Consider the following 22,643-nt stretch of genomic DNA (forward strand, 5'->3'; position numbering starts at 1 on the left):
AAGCGGCTTTTTAGACTAACAATATGGATCAAGTCAACTCATTAAAGAGACAAACGACGCACATCACTTAGCAATGAGTTTAAGTACGTCATAAAACGACCTGCATCACCACCATTTACAGCTCTGTGGTCATAAGACAAGCACAATGGCAACATTGTACGAGGCTCAAACTCTTTACCATTCCAGCGCGGCTCAATGTCTGCTTTAGAAACACCAAGAATACCCACTTCAGGACAATTAACGATAGGAGTAAATCCTGTACCACCAATTGCACCCAAGCTAGAAATAGTGAAGCAACCACCTTGCATATCGATAGGCTTAAGTTGCTTATCAAGCGCTTTCTTAATTAATTCATTTGCTTCTTTAGCAATCTGAACGACAGACTTCTTATCAACATCACGCAATACAGGAACAACCAAACCAATTGGTGAATCCACTGCAATACCAATGTGTACATAGCCTTTCTGGACATAGCTTTCGCCATCTGCCATTAGAGACACATTAAAGCTAGGGTTGGCAACCATTGCTTGTGCAACAGCTTTGATTAGGAATGGCAGTGGTGTCATTTTAACACCTTGCTTCTCCATTTCACCCTTCAAGCCTTTACGGAATGCTTCAAGATCTGTGATATCTGCTTTATCAAACTGCGTAACTTGAGGCACAACTAGTGCGTTGCGAACCATGTTTTGAGCAGTTAGTCGCTGAATCTTACTCATTTTAACAACTTCGATATCACCGAATTTGCTAAAATCTTGATCTGGAACCGTTGGTAAACCAGCGCCGCCAGTAGTACCAACACCTGACGATGTCGATTCTGCTTTTTGAACAGCTGCTTTAACATAAGCATGCAAATCTTCTTTCGTAATACGGCCACGAGGACCAGTAGCACGAACAAGAGTAAGACCAACACCTAGCTCACGAGCAAGCATACGAACTGCAGGCCCAGCATGAACTTTTGTTGACGGAGTAGACAATACTGCCGACTGATCAACTGGCGCCGCGGCTTTCGCAACACTTGCTTGAGGCGCTGCAGAAGCTGTTGGTGCCGCTTTTTCAGCAACAGGTGCCGCTACGGCAACAGAGCCTTCAACTTCAAGCTCAAGAACAGGATGACCTTCAGAAACTTTATCACCGACATTAATCGAAACAGATTTCACTGTTCCAGACTTAGGCGCAGGAATTTCCATAGAAGCTTTATCAGTTTCAAGAACGATAATAGAATCGCCCTCTTTCACCTTATCGCCAGCAGCAACAGCCACTTCGATAACTTCTACGCCTTCAGCACCACCAATGTCAGGAACATTAACAGACTCAACACCACCAGAAACTGGTGTCGCAGTAGACTCGGCTGCTGGAGCAGCCGATTCAACTGGTGCAGTGGCTTCTGTTGATGCAGGCGTTTCAGACGATTCCGTTGTTATCATAAGGATGTCTGCACCCTCAGAAACAGTATCGCCGACTTTGATAGAAATTTTTCCTATCTTACCTGTAAATGGAGAAGGTATATCCATTGAAGCTTTATCAGTTTCCAATACGATTATAGAGTCACCCTCTTCAACCATATCGCCTTCTGACACACAAATTTCAATAACTTCAACATCCGTCGCGCCACCAATATCAGGCACAGAAACTTTTGCTTCGCTAGAAGATTTGGCCGCTACAGGTGCTGCAGCTGGAGCCGGAGCTGCTGCTGATGTTTCTTTTACCGCTTCAGGAGCGGAAGCTTCAACACCTTCTACTTCGATGACAAGAACTTCGTCACCTTCAGAAACCTTGTCACCTTCTTTAACAGATATGCTTTTTACTTTACCTGCCATAGAAGATGGAACATCCATGGAAGCTTTATCCGTTTCTAGAACAATAACAGATTGGTCAACTTCAATAATGTCGCCAACCTTAATGCTGATCTCGATAACTTCGACATCAGTCGCACCACCAATATCTGGTACTCGAATGATTTCAGTACTCACAGAAATCTCCTTTGTTGTATAGACGCATCAAACTTAAAAACTCATTTGGCTCAGGAAACCCTAAGCCAAATACCTAGCTTGTTGGGTAATTAGCAAGTTACCGGATTTGGTTTCTCAGGATCTAAACCAAACTTAGCAATCGCCCCACTAACTACAGATGCATCGATCACACCGTCTTTCGCCAGCGCATTCAAGGCAGAAACCACAACCCAATAACGGTTAACTTCGAAGAAGTGACGTAATTGAGCTCGAGTATCACTGCGGCCAAAACCATCGGTGCCAAGTACGTTATAAGTACCTTTTACGAATGGACGAATTTGATCTGCGAACAATTTAATATGATCGGTAGATGCAATTACAGGACCTTTGCCGTCTAAGCAAGATTCGACATAAGACTGACGAGCTTCTTCTTCTGGGTGAAGCATACTCCAACGACTTGCATCAAGACCTTCACGACGTAATTCATTGAATGATGTAATACTCCAAATATCAGAATTCACACCGTAGTCGTTAAAGAGAATCTCTGCAGCTGCTTCAACTTCACGAAGAATAACGCCAGAACCAAGCAATTGAACTTGTTTCTTGTTGGTTTTCTTCTGATGAGATTTAAGCTTGTACATTCCTTTCAGAATGCCATCTTCAACACCTTCAGGCATATCTTCATGAGTGTAGTTTTCATTCATTACCGTTAGGTAATAGAAAACACTCTCTTTATCCTTGTACATACGACGCAAGCCATCTTGAACAATAACAGCCACTTCGTAAGAGTAAGTCGGATCATAAGATACACAGTTAGGGATAAGTCCTGCTTGAATATGGGAATGCCCATCTTCATGCTGCAAGCCTTCGCCATTTAGCGTAGTACGGCCTGCTGTAGCACCAATCAAGAAACCACGAGCTTGAGAATCACCTGCAGCCCAAGCTAAGTCACCAATACGTTGGAAACCGAACATTGAGTAGTAGATGTAAACAGGGATCATTGGAAGAGCGCTGTTTGCATAAGACGTAGCCAATGCTAACCATGCAGAAAACGCACCTGGTTCATTGATACCTTCTTGGAGGATTTGGCCATCAGAAGACTCTTTGTAATACATAATCTGAGTATGGTCATGAGGCGTGTAACGCTGACCTTCAGAAGAGTAAATACCAAGCTGACGGAACATACCTTCCATACCGAATGTGCGAGCTTCATCCGCAACAATTGGTACAACTCGCTCACCAATATTCTTATCTTTTACCATAACATTCAATGCACGCACGAACGCCATAGTAGTAGAGATTTCACGTCCTTTCGTTCCTGCGATCTGGGCTTTAAAAGCTTCCAATGAAGGAACCTCAAGCGCTTCACAATCGTGGTTACGAATAGGGAAAGCACCATGCAATTCTTTACGACGAGAACGCATGTATTGCATTTCTGGACTGTCTTCAGCCGGCTTGTAATACGGTAAGTCTTTTAGCTCTTCATCGCTAATAGGAATACCGAATTTATCACGGAACTGAGCAAGAGACTCTTCATCTAACTTCTTAGTTTGGTGCGCAGTATTTTGCGCTTCAGCCGCCTTAAACATGCCGTAACCTTTAACGGTTTGCGCCAAGATAACAGTCGGTTGACCTTTATGAGAAGTTGCTTCGGAATACGCCGCGTAAACTTTATAAGGATCATGGCCACCGCGATTAAGATTCATAATCTCATCGTCAGTCATGTCTTTAACCATTTCTAGCAATTCTGGATATTTGCCGAAGAAATGTTCACGAGTATAAGCGCCACCATTTGCTTTGTAGTTCTGAAGCTCGCCATCGCAAACCTCATTCATACGCTTAACAAGCAAACCGTTGTGATCTTTCGCGAAAAGAGGATCCCAATGACGACCCCATAGACACTTGACTACATTCCAGCCAGCGCCACGGAATACACCTTCAAGTTCTTGAACAATTTTACTGTTACCACGAACAGGGCCGTCAAGACGCTGCAGGTTACAGTTGATCACGAAAATAAGGTTATCTAGGTTTTCACGTCCAGCAAGAGCGATTGCGCCTAAAGATTCAGGCTCGTCACACTCACCATCACCTAAGAACGCCCATACCTTACGGTCGCCTTGATCAATAAGACCACGACTATGCTGGTACTTCATTACATGAGCTTGATAAATAGCTTGTAATGGTCCAAGACCCATAGATACCGTTGGGAACTGCCAGTAGTCAGGCATCAACCAAGGGTGAGGATAAGATGAGATACCTTTGCCATCAACTTCACGACGGAAATTATCTAGCTGCTCATCGGTTAAACGACCTTCAATATATGAGCGAGCGTAAATACCTGGAGAAATATGACCTTGGAAAAAGACCATATCAGCTTGTTGTTTACCGTCATTACCACGGAAAAAGTGGTTGAAGCCGATATCATAAAGCGTTGCTGCAGAAGAGAAGCTTGTAATGTGACCACCAAGTGTTGAATCAACACGGTTTGCCTTCATTACCATAGCCAATGCGTTCCAGCGAATTATAGAACGTATACGACGCTCCATAAATACATCACCCGGCAATGGCTTCTCATTTTCAGGAGCAATTGTATTCCGATATGCCGTCGTGATAGACGAAGGCATTGATGTGCCAGCTTTAGAAGCTTCATTTGATAATCGATCTAAGATGTATTGCGCGCGATCAGGACCTTCTTCGCGAAGGACAGACTCAAGCGCATCGACCCACTCTTTGGTTTCAATTGGATCAATGTCTTCGAGAATATGCTGCTCAGTCATCGTGTTAATAACTCCCGCTATTAGAACAGATACTTAACCATCCAAGGATTTTCATGTGTATTTTAGCCTTGGAGGCTACTTAAACGAACCACTGAAACCCACATGCATAGCAATATGAATTCCAGCCGACCTAGGATAAAACGACACCCTACAACTATTCATTTTTAAAGCGTCGTTTTATCCGTTCCAATGGTAATTCTTGTTGTTTTTATATTCTTTCCACTGCATCGACCACTAACTTGTTTAGTCAGCTCGCTTCCAATTTGGGTTTGGTTCATCAAACCCAACATTAAGTTTCCACATACAATTAGAGTAACTAAATTGCACATAAAAATTCAAAACTGTTTCTTTCTATATTTTTCAAAAAATCAAAAAAAAATATTTCGTTGATTCCACTTTGCTAAGCGTTTCTTACAAAACACTTACAAAAAATAAGGTTTATTTTTACCTAAGGGACTTCCATTTCGGGCGTAAGATTAACACCTAATCAATGAATCGCATAGCCACACCCTTTAAGTTTGGAGTGAATTACACAATCCGAAAACGTCTAAACGCCGTGAATCCTATCTAAAACTGAGTAAAAAAACTACGTACTTACATTGAAATACAGTGAGATCCATTAAAAAAAGAGCAAATCGTATAAATTATAAGAGTGAAAAAGCACACCATATCAAATATTTAAAACATCATTTTATGCTCAAAAATACCCGAATCACCTCAAATATTGAAGAATCAAAGTTGTAATTTTTTTACTGCGCCCAATCGAAGTCCAAAATTCAAAAGCCCTGTAAGCGCAATGAAAATCAATTAACTTGTAAAAAACAACACTGACTAACTATTAATATAACGCTACAATAGCAATTTTATTGTGTAGAAAATAGGATAGTACATGACATCTTTGAGCGCTCTTTTAATCGAGCACATTAAATCACAAGTGACTTTTGCATTAGATGAGGATGTCGGCTCTGGAGATATCACGGCCCAATTAATACCTATTGACCAAGAAATCACAGCAACAGTTATTAGTCGTGAACAGGCTGTCTTGTGTGGGCAAGCTTGGGTTAATGAAGTCTTTTCTCAGTTAGGAGGTCAAGTCATTCTTAACTGGCACAATAATGAAGGTGATCTTTTAGAGGCCAACCGTCCATTTTTGACAATCAAAGGCAATGCTAGAGCTATTTTAACGGGTGAAAGGGTCGCTTTGAATTTTTTACAAACGCTATCTTATACCGCTACCATTACTCGCCAATACAGCCAAATTGTAGCGGATACTCAACTAACCATTCTCGATACACGAAAAACACTACCCGGCATGCGCCAAGCTCAAAAATATGCAGTCACGATTGGTGGTGGAAAAAATCATCGCATGGGCCTATATGACGCATTTTTAATAAAAGAAAATCACATAATGGCTGCAGGTTCGATAGCCAATGCCATTTCAATAGCTCAAAACATTGCCCCTGGCAAAACAATAGAAGTTGAAACAGAAAATCTAGCCGAAGTCGCTATGGCTGTTAAAGCGGGTGCTGACATTATTATGCTAGATAATTTTTCTTATGACGATATGGCGAAAGCTGTGTCAGACTTTAAAGGACAAGTAAAATTTGAAGCATCCGGTAACATGACCAATGAGCACCTTTTAAACGTTGCTAGAACTGGCGTAGATTTTGTTTCTATTGGTGCTTTGACAAAACACATTCAAGCAATAGACCTGTCTTTGCGCGTAACTCAGGAATTGTCATGAAAGATAGTATTTTAGTCATTAATTGCGGAAGCTCCTCTTTAAAATTTGCCATATTAGCCAATGACGGACAAAAAATACTTGTTGAAGGCATTGCTGACAGACTTGGGCTTGACTCAATCGAAAGCAGCATTACATTTAAGCACGAAGGTAAAAAGCAAGAAATTGCACTTAATGATGGCAATCACAAAAACGCCGTTGATCAAATTAAACACTGGCTAAACTCCCACCCGTCTATAGAAAAATCTTTAGTTGGTATCGGTCATAGAGTTGTACATGGTGGCGAAACTTTTACTAAGTCGGTTTTAATCAATCAAGATGTACTTGAAGGCATAAAGAGCTGTGCTCGCTTTGCTCCACTTCATAACCCTGCTCACATAAAAGGAATAGAGGTCGCTTTCGAGCTTTTCCCTGGATTACCGCAAGCTGCTATTTTTGATACAGCATTTCACCAAACTCTTGCTCCAGAGCAATTCCTGTATCCAATTCCAATGAGTCTCTACAGAGACCATAACTTTCGTAAATACGGTTTTCATGGCACCAGCTACCGATTTATAAGCAAACAATTAGCGACAATCTCTAAAGGAAGTGAGCAACAAGGCGTTCTTGTTGCTCATTTAGGTAACGGTGCAAGCACTTGCGCCATTAATAAAGGCCAATCATCTGACACTAGCATGGGAATCACACCATTAGAAGGACTTATGATGGGCACCCGCTCTGGCAGCCTAGACCCAAGCTTAATTTCTTTCATTAGCCAGGCAGAAAATATTTCAGCCGATGAAGCACTTGATATCTTAAACAAAAAAAGCGGTTTACTAGGCGTTTCTGAAATTTCAAATGATTGCCGAACTCTAGAAGAAGCCATGGCGTCAGGTGATCAGAGAGCGAAACTAGCACTTGATATGTTTGCTGCCCGCACGGCAAAACACCTAGCAAGCGTATCAACAACACTAGATAGTATTGATCATTTAGTTTTTACTGGTGGTATCGGAGAAAACTCTCAATATTTACGTCAGGTTATTTGCAATCATTTAAAAGCGCTGAATATACATATAGATGCAACATCAAATATAAATGCACCTCGTGGCGAAACATCAAACATTAGCGCAAATATCAGCAATACGAACGTTTGGATTATTCCAACAAATGAAGAGCTTATGATCGCACTAGATACCATTAGCTTAATTCAACATTAATCGAAGTTGCAAAACCTATAACGGACTAATTTAGGATTTATAAAATATGTCAATTAATGTACTCATGACCGTCCCTACTGGACCAGGCGTTGGTTTAACATCCGTGTCAGTCGGCTTAGTTCGAGCGCTAGAACAGCAAGGATTAAAGGCCAGTTTCTTTAAACCAATCGCTCAGCCTCAACCTGGCGACAAAGGACCTGACAAATCAACAGCCATGGTCGCTCAAGGATCTACATTGACACCTGCTGAGCCGATCCCTTTACATGAAGCTGAACGCTACCTTTACAATGACAACATCGATGAATTGATGGAAGAAATTGTTGGTCGCTTCCAAGCTAGCGTTGAGCCTGATTCAACCGTTATCGTAGAAGGTTTAGCTCAAATAGCAGGTCACCCTTATGCAACCAGACTTAATAAAGCCATTGCAAGAACACTTGATGCAGGCCTCGTTTTAGTCACCGCGCCCAATAATATGCGCGTGAACGAACTAGAGCATCATGTTGAAATCGCAGCAGGGTCTTATGGTGGAATTAAAGCAGCAGATGTCATTGGTTGTATTTTAAATAAAACCACCCCTGGCTCCTTAGGCGTCAAATCTTACGGTGATCTTTTTGCTCAACGTGGCATTTTTAAACGCAATTTCAGCTTACTTGGTCAAATACCAGCCGCTGATGAACTAACCTACCCTCGAGTTAAGGATGTGGCTGATTTTTTAAATGCTCGCATCATCAACGCTGGAGAAATTGACACACGCCGTGTGCAATCTTACACATTATGTGCTCGTGGCGTTGAAAACATGTTAGAAGCCTTACGCCCTGGCGTATTAGTATTTACTCCAGGTGATCGTACTGACGTAATCATGGCAACCGCTATAGCTGCACTGAATGACATTAAAATTGCAGCTCTTGTTTTAACAGGTGGATATCAACCAAGCGAACCCTTAATGACTCTTTGCGGTAAAGCAATGGCCAAAGGCCTACCTGTTCTGTCGGTTGAATCAAACAGCTGGGAAACTGTCATTAACATGCAGTCTTTCAACCAAGAAATACCTCTAGATGATAAAGAGCGCGTTCTTATGGTGAAAGAGCACATTGCTCGATGCATTGATCATGACTGGATTAATTCATTTGCCATGAATCAGGATGAACGAAAACTCTCTCCACCAGCATTCCGATTCCGTTTAATTGAGCTAGCTCGCTCTCTTAATAAACGTATTATTTTACCCGAAGGTGAAGATGTTCGTACGATTCAAGCAGCGTCTATTTGCTCTGAACGAGGTATTGCTCGTTGTACTTTATTAGGCAATGAAACTGAAATTCTGCGTATTGCTCAAAATAATGGTATTGAATTAAATCACGGTGTCGAAATCATCAACCCAGTTAGCATTCGAGAACGCTATGTTGCACCTATGGTTGAACTTCGAAAAAGTAAGGGTTTAACTGATATTGTGGCTCGTGATCAATTAGAAGATAACGTTGTGTTAGGCACAATGATGCTGCAAGTTGGTGATGTTGACGGGCTGGTTTCTGGTGCTATTCACACTACTGCAAACACGATCCGCCCTGCACTACAACTGATCAAAACATCTCCGAATGCAAGTTTAGTATCATCTGTTTTCTTTATGTGCTTACCGGATCAGGTATTGGTATACGGTGACTGCGCAATCAATCCAGACCCAACCGCTGAACAGCTTGCAGAAATTGCCATTCAAAGTGCAGACTCAGCAACTGCTTTTGGCATTACCCCTAAAGTTGCCATGATTAGTTACAGCACTGGAGGTTCAGGTATTGGTAATGACGTTGATAAAGTGCGCGAGGCAACAACTATTGCTCAAAAGCTTCGCCCTGACCTTTTGATTGATGGCCCATTGCAATACGATGCCGCTATTATGGAAAAAGTTGCCAAGCAAAAAGCGCCTAATAGTAAGGTTGCAGGTAAAGCGACTGTCTTTATTTTCCCAGATTTAAATACAGGTAATACAACTTACAAAGCAGTGCAACGAAGCGCAGATGTTGTAAGTATAGGCCCTATGCTGCAAGGAATTCGCAAGCCTGTAAACGACTTGTCTCGTGGCGCATTAGTCGATGATATCGTCTATACAATCGCCATCACAGCCATTCAAGCAGGGCAAAAAGAAAACATATAAGATGCAAGCCAATGTGGGTGTTGTTAATACCCACATTGGACATATTGCTTAATGGCTATTACTATCTAAAAACAATCATTCATTCGGTGGTTATTATGTCAGGCAGCCTCCCTCATACCATTGCACTATCAAACCATACGCCGGCAAATACAACCCAGCCTGGCTATGTTCCATTTGATTTACGCTCAGATGAAGATATCAGTATGACTGCTCTTAATGCACGCAATGCAAAAGCCTCTAGCGATCATATAGTAACCTTATCCGAGCAAGGACAAGCACTTTCTCAACGAAAACAAAAGAAAACAGACGACGTCAAAACAAGTAAATACAACAAGCTTTTAGAAGAGCTAGAGGAAGAATTTATTGATGATCTTTCTCTACTCTCCCATACCAATAAAAAAGACATAAAAACAAATTACGAAGAAAAAACACCGACAGGTGACTATCTAGATCAAATCGTTTAACATCATATTTAGAATATGTGAATCCATTGGCAGGATGCTAATAATCAATAATCTTCAAGGAGTGAAGAATGCTACTTTCTCGTCTAACAATGCGAGGCTTTACACTATTAGAATTAATGGTCGTTATTGCCATTATTTCTATTCTAGCTAGCCTATCCGCACCGACTTTCACACGACAAATATCTAAAGCCAAATTAATAGAAGCACAAAATCTCGCCACTCAACACCAATCATTAACAGAAGAATTTATTCTTTTATATGGCTATTTTCCGAGCACGAGTGACTTTAATCTTATAAAGCGCACCCTACCCGAAGACTCTATTGTCAAATCCATTACGGTCGATAACCAAAGTGACAGTACTGGCAATATTCTCTTAAAGCTAAACAGCAACACAGGAATCACTGAAGACCAATATATTCAATACACCCGAGATGCAGATAGAAATTGGATTTGCACCTCTGATCTCGATGCAAATATTCTCCCTGTACAATGCAAAAGCATAGCAGGAGAAGACGAATGACATTAGAAGAGATTATTTCCAATGCTGTCGGCAACCATGCCACCGATGTTCATATTGAGCATTCAACAGCTGGCGTTTATGTTTACCAACGCTGCTATGGACAACTTCATAAAATTGCAGACCTTCCTGAAAGTGGAAACCTTATTAATCGTATTAAAATGCGATCCAACTTAGACTTATCAGAAACAAGAAGAACTCAGGAAGGTCAGTTTTTATTTGAAGAAAGAAACAGGAGTACCTTCATTCGCGTCAGCATTATTTCAACCGTCAAAGGCGAAAAAGTCGCCATGAGGCTACTCCCTGAAAAGAACAGACTGGCTCTTGATGATATAGGTATACAAGCCAGCCTCCTCAATACATTACGTTCCGTATTAAATACATCATGTGGATTGGTTCTAGTTTGTGGCGCAACGGGTGCTGGTAAAAGCACAACGCTTTATTCATGCCTAGATACTCTCAATAATGGAAAAAGAACCATATTCACCATAGAGGATCCAGTTGAGTATGAAATTCAAGGTTTGTTTCAATGCGAGCCCAATCAAGCCATAGGTTTAGATTCTGCAACCCTTTTAAAGTCATTTCTAAGACAAGACCCAGATGTCATTATGGTGGGAGAAGTACGTGATGCGATCACGGCCAATCTTGCAGTAAATGCAGCGTTAACCGGTCACCTTGTACTTGCTACACTACATACAAATTCAGCATTAGATGCAATTCATCGTTGTCATGGCTGGCAAGTCGACTTCTTCTCTCTGGCGAGCTCGCTAAAACTTATCATTCACCAGTCCATGCTTTATAAATCTGCGTCTCAGTGTCCTGCATTTAATGGTTTACTACCATTATGGCAAGACACTTTACCTAAAGACTACGATCACCTAATCTCCTCACCTGCACTCTGGCAGGCTTTTATTCATCAAGATAATGAGATAAACCATGCCTTGGTATAAAGTCAAATCAAATAATGACGACATCGACTATCGATACGCATTATCTGAAAATAACTTACTTTTCGATTTGATTAGAAATGGACATTGGCAAATATCCATTTTTGAGTGGAAACCTAAAAAATTAGACTACAAAGCACTATTGATTTTTTACAAGGAAGTTCAAAGCGCTTTACAGTCTGGATTACAACTTAACCAAGCCATTACTCATCTTGCTTTATCTTCAACGCACCCGACTATCGCTATAGTAAGTAAAGCATTATTAGGAGAGTTAGAACGAGGCGCATTATTTAATAACACACTAAGCAAGCTAACAAACCAATCTACATCACCTTATTGTCAATTATTAAACTCTCAAGGAACAAGAGAAGACTGTGAAAAGAGCTTAAGCGTGTCTATCGAACAACTCAACACTTTACTTAATTGGTCCCAGCGATTACTTAAAGCCATCGCCTATCCATTCAGCATCATTCAAATAGCCCTTACCATCATGATCGCCAATCGAGTATTCCAATCAACAGCATTGACGACAAAATTTTTCTCACTGATCAGCGACATAGGAATTTATATCTTATGCAGTTCAGCTCAACTTTTGATCATCCATAGTCTATACAAAGGAAACGCCTGTCATTGGTTAGAAAAATTCAGTGATAATTTTCGCTTAACAAAACTGTTCTCTCTTTTAAGCACCACTAGAAAAACAGGATTGACCCTACAAGACGCACTAAAAAGCATGCCAGAATATTTCAAACATGCAAAAATCAAAGAAGACATTCTAAGCATTTACTACACACTCAAACTAGGCCAAAGTTACGCAAGCAGTTTCCCGATAAAATGGTTTCCAAATGAGTCTGCCATTGCTCTACACTCTGCAGAACAAGATGGAGACATAGAAAGAGCCTTAACTCTCGCGGCTAAAGAACATGAAAAACGCTGGCAAAAAAATGTTTCATTATTGGAAAAAATAATTCCTGCCTGTTGCCTTTTTATTGCAGGTGGATTTGTGACCTCAGCCCTTATTTCCTTGTATGCCCCTTTATTGGAAATGCCCACATGAGCACAACCAATATTGAACTATTTTTCTACGTAATTTTCGCTTTAAGTCTAGGAAGTTACTCAGCTGCATTTTCAGTACGCTGGCCAACCAAGTGCTTTTATTTATGGCGTAAAGAAGCACATCATCTACTGTCCATTCCTTTTATCGACAGTAAAGACTCAATAAAAGCAAAAAGATCACACTGCAGCCACTGCTCACATTTATTAGCATGGTTTGATTTACTTCCTATAGTTAGTTTTTTACTGCTTAAGGGTAAGTGTCGATATTGCAAACATTCGATTTCCTATCGATATCCCATCATAGAGGCTTTACATCTGATTTTATGCCTACCTTTGTTATGGCTTCCTTTAGATACGTATTCATTAATATTACACACAACCCTAATCAGTGCCTTAATAACAACTACCGTTATTGATTTGGAACATAAACTCATTCCAGATGAATGTTGTGTCATCATTTTAATCTGCGCTTTATCAATCCACCTATTGAATATGACACTAGAGACCAGCGTACTTGGAATCCTTATTGGTTATTGTTTTGCATATTCTTTACGTCTGTTTTATTCAACAATCAGAAAGCAAGAAGGAATAGGCTTAGGCGACGTAAAATTAATATCAGCCCTTAGCGCTTGGCTGGGCATTTCAAATTTGTCTGCCTTACTACTTTGTGCAAGTCTAGTCGGAATCCTATACACTATAACCTTCAATAAAGGTGGCTCCGAACAAATTCCATTTGGTCCGTTTTTAATTTTTTCAGGAATAATAGTGTTTTATTTATGATGAACAATACAACTCCTATTATTGGCCTTGCTGGTGGCATAGGTTCAGGCAAAAGCACAATCACAAAGTGTTTTAATGCGATAGGTATTCAAAGTGTCGATGCTGATGATGTTGCTAGATTCGTGGTTAAGCCAGGGTCTGATTGCCTTAGTCAAATTCATCAACACTATGGTGACAGTATTCTTTTAAAAGATGGCTCTTTGAACCGAAGCGCTCTTCGCACCATTATTTTTAACGAACCCAAAGAACGATTATGGCTCGAATCACTTACACACCCAGCCATACGAAAAGAAATTCAAACCCAACTGAACAACACCTCTTCAAAATATGCGTTGCTCGTCCATCCCTTATTATTCGAAACAAAACAGAATACTATTTGCCAATTCGTAATTGCGATTGATGTTTCAAGCGAGATCCAGCTACAACGAGTAATAGCGAGAGACCAAATAAGCCGAGAAAATGCAGAAAAAATTATTGCGACACAATTAAGTAACAGTGAACGTATAAATAGAGCGGATCTAGTCTTGGAAAATTCTGGTAATATTAACGAAATGAATGCTAAAGTCATTACATTGCATGAAAAAATTTTAGAGTTATTAGTATGTTAAAGAGTAATACCGTAACCTTAGTTGCTTGCCCTACATGTCAAAAAAAGTCACCTTGGTCTCAGGAAAACCCTGATAGACCCTTTTGTAGCGCAAGATGCAAACTCATTGATTTAGGTGCTTGGGCAAGTGAATCTTATTCGATACCACAACAGACCTCTGAAGAAGATGAAATTTTTTCAGAAGATCTCGTTGTCGATAAAAATAAGTCTTTTTTATAACAGCTAAAACTGGAATGTAATTATTTATGGCTCAAATGGATTTCTCTAAGAAAAAAGCATTACTTATAGAGGACATGGCAGAAGCACGCATCATGCAGCGAAAAATGCTGACAGACTTCGGATTTACATCCATTGATATCGCAATGAAAGCCGAAGCTGCTATTGAGCTACTGCAAAGTAAATCTTTTGATGTCATCTTATCTGATTACAATTTAGGCAACGGCAAGGATGGCCAACAACTGTTAGAAGAAGTCAGACATTCAAAATTGATCCCTAATACAGCGACCTACCTTATGGTTACGGCTGAAACCTCTATTCAGATGGTTATGGGTGCTATTGAATTTCAACCTGATGGCTACATTACTAAACCTTTTTCTCAAGCCATATTACAACGCCGCCTAAGGAAATTATTAGAAACAAAAGAACGACTTTATAATGTTAATATAGCTCTTGACGCAAACGACTACCGAAGAGCAATAACTGAAGCCGAATTGGTCATAAAAAAATACCCCACCCTAATTGGCAAATGCGAAAGAATTATCGGAGAAAGTCTTCTAGAGCTACAAGAATATAAAGACGCTCTTTCATCATTTAAAAACACATTAAAAGACCGAAAAATGCCATGGGCATTATTTGGTAAAGCAAAATCTTACTTTTTCCTAGATAATTTAGAAAAATCAGAACAATGCTTTCGCCAATTAATGCTTGATAACAGGTTTTTTGTCAGTGCTTATGATTGGTTGGCAAAAATCCAATTAGCTCAAGGTGATCTTACTTCAGCACAAGAAACATTGAGTGAAGCTATTGCTCGATCACCTAAAAATATATTACGCCAGATGGAGTTAGGTAGAGTAAGTCTTTTATTGAAAGATAATATAACGGCAGAAATGGCTTACCGAAGAGCCGTTTTTTTAGCAAAGCATTCCTGTTATAACACGGTAGAACCTTATATTTGTCATTTAGAGTCTCTTGCTAGAATTTCCGATGAAGGGCCTTTAATACCTCGCCAGAAAGATAACTTCGATACTACACTTAAAAAGTTCAATGAACTCTTTTTTGAAGATCCTATAAACAAAGCAAAAGCATACAGTTACGAGATAGACGTCTATTTAGCAGATAATGATATCCTAACAGCCAAACAAATATTTGATACTTGGCTAAATGATACTGCGATTACACCAACCAAAGAACAAAGCGCCACTTATCTTAAAGTATTTGAAGGCTAGAAATGAAAAAATTAAATATTAGTACTATTCTTGCTAGCGCCATACATGAAAGTAAAAACCAAGTGGGTACACTTTTATACCAACTTCAAGGTCTAAAAGATTCGATAGATAATAAAGACTCAAGCCGAAATAAAATTGTATCAATCGAAGAATCTTTAAAGAAATTAAACGATGAATGGGTGGAATATTTATACCTATATCGTTTGGCATCTGATGGCTATGAACTACATGTTGACACCTTTTTAATCGATGAGTTTTTAGACGACCAAGTATTTGCCTTACAACCTTCTGCTCAAGCCAAAAACCTAGATTTAAATTACATCTGCGACCCTAGTTTAACCGGCGTATTTGATGAGCGGCTAATGACAGCTGTTGTTGGTACAGCTGTTTATAATGCCTTTCGCTTTGCGAAATCAAAGATACTGATTCAAGCTAGAAAAAAAGACAATTTTCTCATTATCTCTATAGAAGATGATGGCAAAGGATTCAAAGATAGTCTAAGTGACGATTTCTCTGAAGACTTCATTGAAGCAAATACTGGCTTAGGCTTATATTTCGCCGAGCTCTCAGCCACAGCTCATACTGTGAATGATATCCAAGGCTATATTAAGAAAGAGACATCGTCATCTATTGGTGGTGCCAGCTTGGCTGTCTACCTACCTCAATCAGAATAGCTCTTACTAGAACTCTTTAATCTCTAGGCTTTTCAAGTATTGAGTAAGCAATTTACCCGCCTTTTCAATATGCTCTCTCAAATAAGTAAGTGCTAATTTTTTGTCTTTGGATTCAATTAGCAAAAGCAATGCCTCATGTTGTTTTTGACTCGTTTCTCGATACCCTAAAGGACCATATTGAAAGCCAAGATAACGTACTGCTTGTTTATTTAATCCTTCTACCACTCGCAGTAAAGTTGGTCTATCTGCAGCTTGATATAAGGCGTTATGAAAAAACCAGTTAAGTTCACCTTTTTCTACTAGTGTTAAGCTTTCTTTATTTAGCTCAGCAAAAAAGGCTTTCGCATGCCTAATATCTTCATTGGTAATTTTATCAAATGCCATGCCAAACAGCAGACACTCTAATCCTGCGCGCATTAAATAAAGATCTTCAGCTTCTTTCCAATTCAAAGCAGGAATCATGACTCCGGCTTTACCATGAGGCACTAACCAACCCTCACCTTTCAAAGATAAAAGTGCGTCTCTTATGGGAATTCTACTGACATCATAACGATTTGATAACTTAACTTGACGAAGGGGAACGCCCCTTGCTAATCGATTGTTTAATATGTCTTCTTTAATTTTTTTACTAATTTCCATTGAGAAAACCTTACTTAAACCTAATTTTCGATATCAAAAGGCAAATAACACCAAATAAAATCCCCCAGAATGCAGAAGCAATACCACCAAAAGAAACACCTGAAACCGTCACTAAAAAAGTAACAAGCGCCGCCTCTCTGTTAGCATCATCCATCATAGCTGTTTTTAAATTCATACCAATTGTTCCCAGCAAGGCAATCCCAGCCAAAGCTGCAATCATAGTCGCAGGAAACACCGAGAATAAAGCAACAACAGAAGTACCAGCTAATCCGGCAATGGCGTAAAAAACGCCAGCAGATAAACCTGCTATATATCGACGTTTAGGATCTTTATGGCATTCCTGACCAGAACAAATCGCTGCCGTGATTGCCGCTAAATTGAAAGCAAAACCACCAAATGGCGCCAATACAACAGACGTAAAGCCGGTCCAACTAATCAATGGTGATACTGGTGTTTCATAACCACTACTGCGCATTACTGCAACGCCAGGTATATTTTGAGAAGTCATGGTAACAATATACAGGGGTAACCCTATACCGATGAGAGCACCGACATTCCATTCAGGCCAAACCCAAATTAGAGAACCAATATTGAAAGGAATATTTGATAAGAAATGAGTCTCAGAGCGACCTAATACAAAAACAACGCCAGCTATTAAAACAAAGAGAACAGCATAACGAGGTAAAAGCTGTTTACCAATTAAATAAGCCAGCAGCATAGTGCCAACAAGAAAAGCATCACCTACCATTGAGTCGAAAATTGAAAGGCCGAACTGAAATAAAACACCTGCCAGCATCGCACAAGCAATAGGCAAAGGTACCAAGCGCATGACTTTATCAAATAAACCAGACACGCCGGTTAATACAGCTAACAGGCCAGCGAAAACAAATACCCCAATCACCTCAGGATAAGTAATAGAGCCTAAACTCGTAGCAAGTAATGCGGCTCCAGGTGTTGACCAAGCCGTAATAACAGGGAATTTATACCATAAAGATAGGAAAAAACAGGTTGCCCCCATACCAAAGCCAAGAGCCATAATCCAAGACACGATCATATTTTCGTCTGCACCGGCGGCTTGGGCGGCCTGAAAAACAATGGCGACTGAACTCGCAAAACCAATTAGCACAGCAATAAAGCCTGCAACTAAAGCACTCACACTCATATCATTTACTATCTTGAACACAGACTCATCCCTTTAAATTGTTAAAGCATGATCACTATATTCTAAATGATTAATTTTTGTATACATTTTTATCTATTATTTAGAGTCATTAACAAGCGTAGTAGTCTTGTAAAGGCCTCATTTAATGACTTAACATAAAACCAACTAAACCAAGAGCAAAACCCATCACAGCTCCCATTGGTGGCGCCCAATGTTTTTCTAATACAACTTTAGGTGCAATATCCTGAAAGACTGCATATAGAATTCCGCCAGAAGCAAACAACATAACACCAGAAATTAATGCTGGCCATTCAGCAAGCCAGATAAACGCAATAACCCCAGAAACAGGGCCACATAAAGCAAGAATAAAAAAATAAAATACGATTTTATAGGAAGAATAGTTCGAAGAACTCTTTAGCTCTCGAAAAGCATTGAAGCCTTCAGGTAGGTTTTGCATAGCAATAAGAGCTGCTAACAATACGGCTTCTGAACCACCTAAAGCGATAGCAGCACCAAGAGCCAAGGATTCTGGAATAAAATCTGCCAACATCGCCACTAACTGACTCATTGATGTTTTGCTTTTTGATAGTTGAATATCAAGTAGCATGAATGCGATGCCGCCTAATAAAAACAAAATAACAGAAGACCAAGGAGAGAATTGCTCGATTCCTTCTGGCACTAATACTAAAGCAATGGCAGACAATAATGCCCCACCACCAAAAGCCGTAATACCATGTATTAATTCATCTTCTAACAATACTGATTTAATTTTTTCAAAATGAGCAAGTAGAGCCCCTACAGGCATAGCCAAGCCCGCAAAAAGCGTTAACAAAATAACGCTATATAACGAATCCATACAATTAACACCCAATAAAATTTGAAGTAAATTATACAGTCATTATCAATAGAGCTTCTATTAATTGTAGTTCGTGCTTAATAGTAGCTCTGCTCATAGCTCTTAATTATTGTCCAAGGTAAGCATTTAAAAATGCTTTTGTTCGTTCTTCTTGAGGTTGTGTGAAAATAGCCTCCGGTTTACCCTCCTCCACAATAGCGCCTTTATCAAAAAAGCACACCCTGTCACTAATTTCACGAGCAAAGTACATTTCATGAGTTACAAGTAGCATAGTGAAGCTTTCTTCTTTAACAAGGTTACGAATGACATCCAACACCTCATCGACTAATTCTGGATCCAAAGCCGATGTAATCTCATCTAAGAGTAATATAGATGGCTTCATCGCAAGAGCTCTCGCAATCCCTACTCGCTGCTTCTGACCACCGGATAAATCATTTGGGTAACTATCCGCTTTATCAGCCAAACCAACAAGCTGAAGCAACCTTTCTGCTGACGCTTCGGCTTCCTCTCTGGAAATCCCCTTAACTCGCATTGGAGCTTCAGTAATATTACGCTTGACGGTCATATGCGGAAACAAATTAAAATGCTGGAAAACCATGCCTAGATGATTTCGCATTTTATGTAAATGCTTGTTATTAGCAGGTACATATTGCCCCTGCCACAGCATGTGCCATAAGGACTCACCCGCTATATTTATATAACCGCCATCAATCCCTTCTAAGGTCATCAATATGCGCAATAATGTACTTTTACCTGAGCCACTTGGCCCAATAATAGAAACTATCTCGTTCTCTTCAACTTTGAAGTTGAAGTCACTAAAAATAACGGTTTCACCAAAGCACTTTTTAACATTTTTAAACTCAATAATAGGTGTGCTCATTTCAAACTAAATCCTTCTTTTGGAAAGCGCCTTTCAAGCTGATGAATACCAAAAGCAGCTAAAAGACTAAACACCAAGTACATAACCCCGACCAAAGTAAATGGTTCTAAATATCGAAAGTTTTCAGAGCCAATGATTTTCGCCATTTGTAGCATTTCTAATAAAGTAATGGCCGAAAGCTGTGGCGTCTCCTTGAACATAGCAATAATGTAATTGCCTGTCGCAGGAATCATTGGACGAATCGCCTGAGGAAGAACAATGTCTTTGTAAGTATCTAACTTAGATAAATTTAACGCTCGAGCAGCTTCCCATTGACCTTTTTCAATGCCATCAATACCGCTACGAAAAACTTCAGATAAGTAAGCGCCATAATGAAGACCAAGAGCAAACACCCCAGTAACCAACGGAGACATACTGATTCCGAATTCTGGCATAACGTAATAAAGAAAAAAGATCTGAACTAACAATGGTGTGCTACGAATAAATTCGACGACCCAATAAACACTCAATCGTATTGTTTTACTTGAATTACGTCGTAATAAAGCAAAAACTAACCCCATCACGATAGCAAAAATACTGCCTAGCAAGGTAGCCAACAAAGTCACTTTAGCGGCAGACAAAATGATAGGAAACACTTCCCACATGAACGCCCAGTCCCAATGAAATCCATTCATGAATGAATCCCTCCACGACCTAAACCTTTACTAAGGCGTTTTTCTAAACGTTTAATAAAAAACATCAAACACTGAGCCATCACAAAATATAAGACCAAAACAACTCCGAAGATTTCACCAACTTGCAGTGTTGTATCCGCTAGAGACTTTGCTTTAAATGTTAAATCACCAATCGTAATCAGAGAAACAAGCGATGTTGCTTTTACCAACTCAATCGCTAAATTACCAAATGGTGGAATCATATTAACAAGCGCTTGCGGCATAATAATGCGCCATAGTCGCTGAGTCGCTGTGAAGTTCAGTGCTATTGAAGCTTCAAATTGCCCTTTTGGAACAGACTGAATAGCACCTCGAACGACCTCTGTCCCATAAGCCCCAATATTCAATCCTAACGCTACAACGGCGGCTGTCATCGCATCAATCGTAATACCGAAAAACGGCAAAACAAAATAAATCCAATACAACTGAATTAATGCGGATGTACCACGGAAAAACTCTATATAAAAAATTGCAATTTGTTTGAATGGTGCAGATGCATAAAGACGAATTAAACCAAAGCTAAATGCCATAATAATGGCGAGAGGCAAAGCCATTGCTACAATTTCAATTGTAACAACAGCCCCTTGGAGTAATACGGAGACAATCTCTCCAAATTCCATGAATTCAATTCCCTAGTATTATTGACACAGTTTCTTAGCGGTCATATCGCCAGGCGAAGTATGTTTACCAAAACCGTAAGTTTCCACCATTGCTATATGAGACTCTGTATCAATAAAACCCTTAAGCTCCCCATTGAATGCATCACGCAAAGCGGTATCTGCAGGACGGAAACCAAAACCACCGTATCCTTTAATAGATTTACCTTTAATCATAAGAGGAGTAAAAGGCTGCGCTAATTCAACACGGGTATCTTTCTGAGCTAAAGAAGCCATCGTCAAACTTGTCCCCGCAAGGGCATCAATACGGCCAGACTTAAGAGCTGCTACACCTGATGGATAATCTGGCAATGTCACAATGTTACTAAGTGGAATACCAAAATCACGAGCATAACCATACTCAACGGAACCAGACATCACACCTAACTTCGCAGACTTATCTTTAATATCATCGTAACCATTTAGAGCTTCTGGATTACCGTTCTTAACCAAAAAGCCTTCACCGATACTATATGTAGGATTGGAGAATAAGATCTGCTCGCAGCGTTTCGGCGTAATGTACATACCTGCCGCGATGACATCAAAACGACCAGCTCGAAGACCTGGAATCAAGGAACCAAATTCAGTTACAACAACATTTACGTCTGCTACACCTAAATTATTCAGAACATGCACGGCAATGCTCGGCGCCTCACCTGCAGGCTCTCCATCTGGAGTGGTATAGCCATAAGGAACTTCATTGGCAACACCAATTGTAATGGTATCTGCCTCTTGTACTTTTTCTAATGTATTTGCTGATGCAAACATAGAAGAAAAAACCATAGAAAAACTAATTAGAGATATAAGATATTTACCTAAATTCCCTCTCATTATCGACCTCGTATTTATTAATTAAAAGATATATACCCTTTTAACAATAGAGAAAAATAGTAAATAACTCAAGTATTAATTAGTTCTGTAATCATTAGTGCACATATTATTTTTATCAGCCAACATTTAAAACAAAAAATTGATAGCATAAACAAATAAAGACCCTAAATCATGCAATCGCAGATTATTCCAGACGTGCACCTAACAGTCACATTAATTAGTTATCCCTACCATAAAAATTTATTTTGTATTTTTAAAACAAAAAAAGCCCTGATTACTTAAGTAATCAGGGCTCTCTTAATTAAATCTTGATAACGACCTACTCTCACATGGGATCCCCCACACTACCATCGGCGATGACGCTTTTCACTTCTGAGTTCGGGATGGGATCAGGTGGTTCAACGCCTCTATGATCATCAAGAAAACTGGTTTGCTTCATTAGAAACTGTCTAATGAAATCAATTTTCTACTAACCAATAATTAGGTTAGATTTAATTCAAGCTTGACGAAGAATCACCGTCTCACATGAGTCTCTTTGCAAAACCCCACACAACATGGTCATATGGGGTTCTTTTTAATTCAAGCTTGACGACGACCTACTCTCAC

Annotated in this window: 21 protein-coding genes and 1 rRNA gene; 12 read left to right on the top strand and 10 right to left on the bottom strand. The window is 39.8% G+C overall.

The window, feature by feature from the left end; all coding sequences use genetic code 11:
- Nucleotides 1-41 precede the first annotated feature (41 nt).
- Both aceF and aceE read right to left on the bottom strand, forming a co-directional pair.
- The gene (aceF, locus tag MUS1_RS05760) at nucleotides 42-1,970 is read right to left on the bottom strand and encodes a dihydrolipoyllysine-residue acetyltransferase (protein WP_036160049.1); all 1,929 of its coding nucleotides are present in this window, start codon (nucleotides 1,968-1,970) and stop codon (nucleotides 42-44) included.
- Nucleotides 1,971-2,059: 89 nt separating this feature from the next.
- Nucleotides 2,060-4,726, bottom strand: a complete 2,667-nt coding sequence (gene aceE, locus MUS1_RS05765; RefSeq protein ID WP_036160051.1) for a pyruvate dehydrogenase (acetyl-transferring), homodimeric type — start codon at nucleotides 4,724-4,726, stop codon at nucleotides 2,060-2,062.
- 889 nt (nucleotides 4,727-5,615) lie between these two features.
- Here aceE and nadC point away from each other — a divergent pair.
- The 12 genes from nadC to MUS1_RS05825 all read left to right on the top strand — a co-directional run bounded on the left by nadC (nucleotide 5,616) and on the right by MUS1_RS05825 (nucleotide 16,300).
- Entirely contained in the window at nucleotides 5,616-6,470 is an 855-nt protein-coding gene (nadC, locus tag MUS1_RS05770) for a carboxylating nicotinate-nucleotide diphosphorylase (RefSeq protein WP_036160053.1), read from the top strand.
- Nucleotides 6,467-7,663, top strand: a complete 1,197-nt coding sequence (locus MUS1_RS05775) for an acetate/propionate family kinase (RefSeq protein ID WP_036160055.1) — start codon at nucleotides 6,467-6,469, stop codon at nucleotides 7,661-7,663. The genes nadC and MUS1_RS05775 overlap by 4 nt, the downstream gene beginning before the upstream one ends.
- Nucleotides 7,664-7,709: 46 nt before the next feature.
- Nucleotides 7,710-9,809, top strand: coding sequence for a phosphate acetyltransferase (gene pta / locus MUS1_RS05780; protein ID WP_036160057.1), 2,100 nt, complete (start codon nucleotides 7,710-7,712; stop codon nucleotides 9,807-9,809).
- Between the two features lie 95 nt (nucleotides 9,810-9,904).
- On the top strand, nucleotides 9,905-10,273 hold the full coding sequence (locus MUS1_RS05785) for a hypothetical protein (protein ID WP_036160156.1): 369 nt from the start codon (nucleotides 9,905-9,907) through the stop codon (nucleotides 10,271-10,273).
- Nucleotides 10,274-10,341: 68 nt separating this feature from the next.
- On the top strand, nucleotides 10,342-10,794 hold the full coding sequence (locus tag MUS1_RS05790; RefSeq protein ID WP_036160059.1) for a pilin: 453 nt from the start codon (nucleotides 10,342-10,344) through the stop codon (nucleotides 10,792-10,794).
- Nucleotides 10,791-11,741 (top strand): GspE/PulE family protein, encoded by a 951-nt coding sequence (locus MUS1_RS05795; protein WP_036160061.1) that lies wholly within the window; start codon nucleotides 10,791-10,793, stop codon nucleotides 11,739-11,741. Before MUS1_RS05790 ends, MUS1_RS05795 begins: the two co-directional genes overlap by 4 nt.
- Nucleotides 11,728-12,795, top strand: coding sequence for a type II secretion system F family protein (locus MUS1_RS05800; RefSeq protein ID WP_036160063.1), 1,068 nt, complete (start codon nucleotides 11,728-11,730; stop codon nucleotides 12,793-12,795). Before MUS1_RS05795 ends, MUS1_RS05800 begins: the two co-directional genes overlap by 14 nt.
- The gene (locus MUS1_RS05805) at nucleotides 12,792-13,574 is read left to right on the top strand and encodes a prepilin peptidase (protein ID WP_036160064.1); all 783 of its coding nucleotides are present in this window, start codon (nucleotides 12,792-12,794) and stop codon (nucleotides 13,572-13,574) included. The genes MUS1_RS05800 and MUS1_RS05805 overlap by 4 nt, the downstream gene beginning before the upstream one ends.
- The gene (coaE, locus tag MUS1_RS05810; RefSeq protein WP_051436130.1) at nucleotides 13,571-14,182 is read left to right on the top strand and encodes a dephospho-CoA kinase; all 612 of its coding nucleotides are present in this window, start codon (nucleotides 13,571-13,573) and stop codon (nucleotides 14,180-14,182) included. Before MUS1_RS05805 ends, coaE begins: the two co-directional genes overlap by 4 nt.
- Complete coding sequence (yacG, locus tag MUS1_RS05815) at nucleotides 14,176-14,400, top strand: DNA gyrase inhibitor YacG (RefSeq protein WP_036160066.1); 225 nt, start codon at nucleotides 14,176-14,178, stop codon at nucleotides 14,398-14,400. Before coaE ends, yacG begins: the two co-directional genes overlap by 7 nt.
- 26 nt (nucleotides 14,401-14,426) lie before the next feature.
- On the top strand, nucleotides 14,427-15,626 hold the full coding sequence (locus tag MUS1_RS05820) for a response regulator (protein WP_036160069.1): 1,200 nt from the start codon (nucleotides 14,427-14,429) through the stop codon (nucleotides 15,624-15,626).
- Between the two features lie 2 nt (nucleotides 15,627-15,628).
- Nucleotides 15,629-16,300 (top strand): sensor histidine kinase, encoded by a 672-nt coding sequence (locus MUS1_RS05825; RefSeq protein WP_036160071.1) that lies wholly within the window; start codon nucleotides 15,629-15,631, stop codon nucleotides 16,298-16,300.
- Between the two features lie 6 nt (nucleotides 16,301-16,306).
- Here MUS1_RS05825 and MUS1_RS05830 read toward each other — a convergent pair whose 3' ends face one another.
- The 8 genes from MUS1_RS05830 to rrf form a co-directional block, all read right to left on the bottom strand.
- Nucleotides 16,307-16,939 (bottom strand): GntR family transcriptional regulator, encoded by a 633-nt coding sequence (locus tag MUS1_RS05830; protein ID WP_036160073.1) that lies wholly within the window; start codon nucleotides 16,937-16,939, stop codon nucleotides 16,307-16,309.
- A gap of 10 nt (nucleotides 16,940-16,949) precedes the next feature.
- Nucleotides 16,950-18,122, bottom strand: coding sequence for a benzoate/H(+) symporter BenE family transporter (locus MUS1_RS05835; protein ID WP_156924864.1), 1,173 nt, complete (start codon nucleotides 18,120-18,122; stop codon nucleotides 16,950-16,952).
- Nucleotides 18,123-18,243: 121 nt separating this feature from the next.
- Nucleotides 18,244-18,957, bottom strand: coding sequence for a ZIP family metal transporter (locus MUS1_RS05840; protein WP_036160077.1), 714 nt, complete (start codon nucleotides 18,955-18,957; stop codon nucleotides 18,244-18,246).
- A 106-nt stretch (nucleotides 18,958-19,063) separates the two neighbouring features.
- Nucleotides 19,064-19,837: an ectoine/hydroxyectoine ABC transporter ATP-binding protein EhuA gene (gene ehuA, locus MUS1_RS05845; protein WP_036160079.1), complete on the bottom strand. Its 774-nt coding sequence runs from the start codon at nucleotides 19,835-19,837 to the stop codon at nucleotides 19,064-19,066.
- On the bottom strand, nucleotides 19,834-20,511 hold the full coding sequence (ehuD, locus tag MUS1_RS05850; RefSeq protein WP_036160081.1) for an ectoine/hydroxyectoine ABC transporter permease subunit EhuD: 678 nt from the start codon (nucleotides 20,509-20,511) through the stop codon (nucleotides 19,834-19,836). The genes ehuA and ehuD overlap by 4 nt, the downstream gene beginning before the upstream one ends.
- A complete protein-coding gene (gene ehuC / locus MUS1_RS05855; RefSeq protein WP_036160084.1) occupies nucleotides 20,508-21,170 on the bottom strand; it encodes an ectoine/hydroxyectoine ABC transporter permease subunit EhuC in 663 nt (220 codons plus the stop codon). Before ehuC ends, ehuD begins: the two co-directional genes overlap by 4 nt.
- An 18-nt stretch (nucleotides 21,171-21,188) precedes the next feature.
- Entirely contained in the window at nucleotides 21,189-21,974 is a 786-nt protein-coding gene (gene ehuB, locus MUS1_RS05860) for an ectoine/hydroxyectoine ABC transporter substrate-binding protein EhuB (RefSeq protein ID WP_245595758.1), read from the bottom strand.
- A 369-nt stretch (nucleotides 21,975-22,343) separates the two neighbouring features.
- Nucleotides 22,344-22,458 (bottom strand): 5S ribosomal RNA (rrf, locus tag MUS1_RS05865).
- Between the last annotated feature and the right edge of the window lie 185 nt (nucleotides 22,459-22,643).

It is taken from the genome of Marinomonas ushuaiensis DSM 15871 (assembly GCF_000521805.1).
Taxonomy (GTDB): Bacteria; Pseudomonadota; Gammaproteobacteria; order Pseudomonadales; family Marinomonadaceae; genus Marinomonas; species Marinomonas ushuaiensis.